Annotated in this window: 3 protein-coding genes and 1 pseudogene; 2 read left to right on the top strand and 2 right to left on the bottom strand. The window is 35.7% G+C overall.

All coding sequences use genetic code 11. The features are described 5' to 3' along the window. Positions 1-659: 659 nt before the first annotated feature. On the top strand, positions 660-1,085 hold the full coding sequence (locus CSV73_RS16170; RefSeq protein ID WP_199093183.1) for a hypothetical protein: 426 nt from the start codon (positions 660-662) through the stop codon (positions 1,083-1,085). A 103-nt stretch (positions 1,086-1,188) separates the two neighbouring features. Here the strand turns inward: CSV73_RS16170 and murJ are convergent, their stop codons facing one another. Beyond that, positions 1,189-2,472 carry a murein biosynthesis integral membrane protein MurJ gene (murJ, locus tag CSV73_RS16165; protein ID WP_099628081.1) on the bottom strand — a complete coding sequence of 428 codons (1,284 nt, stop codon included), beginning with the start codon at positions 2,470-2,472 and terminating at the stop codon, positions 1,189-1,191. 1,052 nt (positions 2,473-3,524) lie between these two features. Between murJ and CSV73_RS16160 the strand changes: the two are divergent. Continuing rightward, positions 3,525-4,006, top strand: a pseudogene (locus CSV73_RS16160) (DUF4372 domain-containing protein); the annotation flags it as partial. A 313-nt stretch (positions 4,007-4,319) separates the two neighbouring features. Here CSV73_RS16160 and CSV73_RS16150 read toward each other — a convergent pair. Next, complete coding sequence (locus CSV73_RS16150) at positions 4,320-4,523, bottom strand: hypothetical protein (protein ID WP_099628079.1); 204 nt, start codon at positions 4,521-4,523, stop codon at positions 4,320-4,322. Between the last annotated feature and the right edge of the window lie 359 nt (positions 4,524-4,882).

Below are 4,882 nucleotides of genomic sequence, written 5' to 3'. Positions count from 1 at the left end.
ATCATAGCACTCGTGATAACTCCTACAACTAATGAAAATAGTAGTAAACCCAACATACCCAACACTCTTTTCCAGTTACTAGATTTTGTTACATACTATGTATACGGATAGGGTAGGAAATCGTTTCATATTTACTTCAATTAAAAAACGAGTTATTTAATGTGTAATGATCAAACAGCCGAATTAAAGCACAGTGCCGTTAAGTTAACGTCAGTCACGTAGTACAAAAGTAAAATTCAAACAAATCATCTAGATTTTTTTTGTTACAATAATAGTACGTTATGAAAAAGATAATCGTTGTTCAACAATGGGCCCAGATTCTAAAAAGGGGATGTTCAAATGTTAAAACGAACTTTATGTTGCGCTACTTGCAATCGAGAAATTCAAGGAGCGGAAGAAATCTATGCAAAGATGAAAGCTCCAAAGCAATAGCATGATGGTTGAAATTAAAGCGTATTTGAAAAAAGAAAGTACTGTTTTTTGTGTAGATTGTGTAGATCAAAATATAGCAAATGAATATTCTTTATAAATACTCGATTTTTCGGAGGACGAACTAGATGATAACGAAAGTGGAAATAATAGACCAGCCATATTCAGGCCAATACCAAGAGAGAATTTATGATGTGAAAAGTCCATGAAACTCCCAAAGTTGGACATGGATGAAATTTGAGAATGAGGATTTTAATGAATGGTGTGGGGAATTCAGAGGGGCGCCGCGGGCTGTTGCATTATCGAAGAAATATAACACGGTTCTAGTTCTCACTTCAGATTATCTATTTCAATTGGATGGTCTTAGTGGAGATGTAATCGAATATGAATCTAACCATCTTTATAAAAGTTTAACTGTAACTCCATCCGGGGAATTCCTAATAGCTGATGATTATACTATTCAAAAGATCGAAGCCAATTTAAAAGATAAAGTACTTTTGGAAAATCCAATAGAAATGATCGATATGATTACATTTACTGGTTGGATCAATAATAAGTTATCCATCACATGTAAGGAGTCAATGAACTGGGACAATACTTTTTTGTTGGAACTTGATGGGGATACACTAGAAATAACTAGTAAAGACTTTACGTAATACCTAATTTGCGTTTGTAATTTTCTTATTCAAGTTAGGGGGTGCCTTTCCAAAAGAATGGCACCCCCTTCATTTATTAAAAGCATACTATAAACTGACCTTTTTATAATTTCCATTTTATCCTTGCATATATAACGAGCATCAAAAAGTTCGCGGCCGCACTAATAGCCGTACCATAAGCGATTGCGGAAGCACCAAATGAGTCCATCATCAGATAGATCACTCCTACATTGATGCCGAGGACACTAATTACACTAAATAATACCGGCGCTATTGAGTTGGCTTTTGCATAGTAGAATCGGGTGATAAAAGTATTCGCGGCGAGAAAAAACATCGACAGCGAAAATGCACGGAATATCGGTACCGTAAGCAAGACCGATTCTCGCGTAAATTCTTTACGCTCAAAGACAAGACTGATAAGCGGTTCGGCAAAAATATAAGCGACAACTGTTGCTGGTACGAGTAGGGCGAATAGATAGAGTAATCCTTTTTTATAAAGAGTCCGAATCGTCTCCATGTTGCCCTCCCCTTCTTTTTTACTAAGGAGAGGGTAAATTACGGTCGTTACTGCAGTCATCAAGATGGCCTGAGGAAGCCCAGTCGACTTCGAAGCAATGTTAACTGCGGTAGTCACACCTTCACCAAACCAGTTAGACACAATCCGATGAATAAGAATATAAAGTTGTAACGAAGCTCCACCGAATAATATCGGCAAAGCAATCACCCATAACCTCTTAATATCTTCAGACATACCGAGTGAAGGTTTTAATGAATACAGTTTTGATTTTCGAAGTCCTAAATACAGAAATACACCCATTAATAGAGCACTACATAAAGCACCTATTCCATATGATTTGGGACCGAAATAACTCGTTAGCAAGACAGCTATCCCGACGAAAGCCACATTATATAGAAGGACTGCAAAACTGGATAAATTGTATTTACCGTTTACATTTAGCACTCCACTCATCCACGTTGACAAGACAAGGATGATTGCAGATGGCATCATCCATAGATATAGGTTGCGTAATAATGCATATTCTTCTGCACTTCGATTTTTGAAAAAAAGTTTCAAAGTGGGATCTACAAAGATGATTAAAGTCACGGTTACAAAAACCGCTGTCATAAGAACGGTCGTAAGTGACTTACGGACAAACATCGTTTTATCTGATCTCGTTGAATGATACACAGATATAAACGCAGTCGTTAATCCACCGCCTACCACAAGAAAAATAAAGTTTGGAATTGAATATGCCGTTGCAATTGCATCAGCTGTATTCGACGCACCATACTCATTCGTTATAGCTATCTCTCTGATAAAACCAAATAACCTGGCCAGTATATTGATGATCGCAACGGCCCCAATAATTTTCATCATTTTACTCATTGATACAATCAGACCCTTCTACACAGACCGAAATACAAAAGTAAATCCGAATTTTTTATCAAATGAAGACTATGCAATATTTTTTTGCACAACTGTTTCATCAATCATATCAGAATTATCTTTCATGAGATGTTTCATCCTTGAAAATGGTAAAAGTATTTTTTGCAGAAGATGCTATCACTCTGAAATCTACAGATAATTAAAAGAAAGTAATTGAGATAATTTAAAATAATCATCTTTCAGATGCAATTTTGACAAGAAGGATCTGTATACATTCAGTAATTGAATCAATTAAAGTTATAAGAAAACGCATCATTTTGAACCAATCTTGCTATTAGGGTGAAATTATGACTTTACAATAGAACAGTAAATGGTCACTTGTATTAAGTATCGTAGGTATTATCTTATTTAGGATAAGTTATTTTATATTTAAAAATCCAGTTTTATAGAAAAGGGCCTTATTGTAATACTCTTTTTCTCTAGTATTGCACTTATGACAGGCGGTATTATTTTTGGTGTTCGGGCCTTCTAGACAATGGAGAATGGGAAGCCTAAGTACTTGGGGTTTTCAGTAATAATTCACTTTATAATTAGCTTAGTTTTACCACTGTCGTAAATGGCTTTGTTTGGTTTTGGAGGATAACTTGTATACAGCGCTTCTTTAATTAGGTGAATAGGCTACACTTACTTGGACAATGAAATTAGGGTCTTGTAGAATACAACCAAATAGATTAGTCGGAACTACATGACGCTGGATTATCAAACACCGATTGAGTATCGATTAAAGACCTTATAAAACCTGTCCGATTTAGTGTTGACAATCACTATTCAATTTAGCAATATTCCTAAAGGCGCTAAAGTAGGGTTCCATATTATAGTTGCTAAGAATGATGCTATTAACTTTAAGTTTTATGATTATAGGCACTAGTGTCGTATTAAAATATTAAGTCAAAGTAATGAATTCTGAATACTCTTCACTTATTCTTTTCCAGAAAAAAATCCTTTATAATGGGTTGGAGGCAGTAATCCATCCAAATCCAAAATAAAGGACAATCTCATGGTTAAAAATACACAAAAAAACAGCATTTGAGCTATGGGCAGAACCGATTTCCAATGAATTATTCGCAGAACAGGTTCAGCTACATTGTCTCGATCACTATACAAAGAAGCTGCTTATGGCTTCATTTATGAACATACTCTTATACGCGCAGCTTCATGAAACGAAAAGTTTACGCGCCGTCAGTGACAGTATGTATCCGAAGAACTTCAGGAAACCACGAACAAGGATACCATTAGTTTCTCGCAGCTAGGCAGACTCCTTTGGCAAGTGCCGACGGAATTCTTCCAGGCTATTTTTCGCGATTTGGTGACGCAGATCCATGAAGCGACGGATTTTCATACACGACGCAAGCGGACAACTCCACTGAAAATCATCGATTCCAGCACATTGCCTTTGATTTTAAACAACCACTGCTGGGCAGAATTCCGAAAAATTAAATCCGGTATCAAGCTTCATCTTCGGCTTGTGTTCGCAGTATAATCTAAATCTATCTTGTCAATTTGATCTGGATAGAATTCAGATAATAATCATTTATAGTTACAATTATCTCATATATTAAAAGATGTTCTTCTTTACGTTCTTCACTTATCACTTGATTAATTCTGCTTTTATTTATATTTATTGAGTAGTCTTCAAATGATATTGATTTAGTTGTACTTTTTATGACTTCTTTTATTTCAATTTTTACTGAATCATAATACTCTTGACTTCCAATAATCTCAATGTCTATCCCCTGTGAGTTGTTATCAACTTCGGAAGAATAATCTAAAAAAACAAAAAACATTACTTATCCAGTACTTTCCATAAAGGCGACTGTTACTTGATGATCATTTAACCATTCTAGCGCTTGACGTAACTCATGGGTACGAGTACCAAACGTTCTTTCATACTTTTTAGGACGATTCGTATCTAAGGGACCATCCAGAATACAACAGACAATGGTCTTTTGGTGAACATCAATGCCACAACACGTTTCTACCATGATTTCCATCTAGAAGAATCCCTCCATTGAATAAAGTGTAGGTAATGGAGCTCATTATGAAAAATAGAAATTTTATTTCCACGTTCTATGACGGAATCGGCTGATCGCTCATGATAAGAAGCTCATCCAGTTTTTTGTACAGGTTCGGCAAAACCCATTAATAGCAAGGATTTGTATTACCTATCTTCATTATACTGGACGAGCTACCTTTCCGTCATGGCAGAGATTGCGAAGTAATCATATAGTTTTTTGTTATTTACAGAGAGGAACGGCACGATCATAGCACTCGTGATAACTCCTACAACTAATGAAAATAGTAGTAAACCCAACATACCCAACACTCTTTTCCAGTTACTAGATTTTGTTAC

The organism is Sporosarcina sp. P1 (assembly GCF_002743155.1).
GTDB classification, from domain to species: Bacteria; Bacillota; Bacilli; order Bacillales_A; family Planococcaceae; genus Sporosarcina; species Sporosarcina ureae_B.
Note: the sequence above shows the minus strand (reverse complement) of the source record. Positions and strands in the feature narration are given on the sequence as shown.

What these genes read in the sequence shown, in the direction of transcription:
- CSV73_RS16170 (WP_199093183.1), top strand. Translation starts at nt 660, where the DNA reads ATGAAATTTGAGAATGAGGATTTTAATGAATGGTGTGGGGAATTCAGA.
- murJ (WP_099628081.1), bottom strand. Translation starts at nt 2,472, where the DNA reads ATGAGTAAAATGATGAAAATTATTGGGGCCGTTGCGATCATCAATATA.
- CSV73_RS16150 (WP_099628079.1), bottom strand. Translation starts at nt 4,523, where the DNA reads ATGGAAATCATGGTAGAAACGTGTTGTGGCATTGATGTTCACCAAAAG.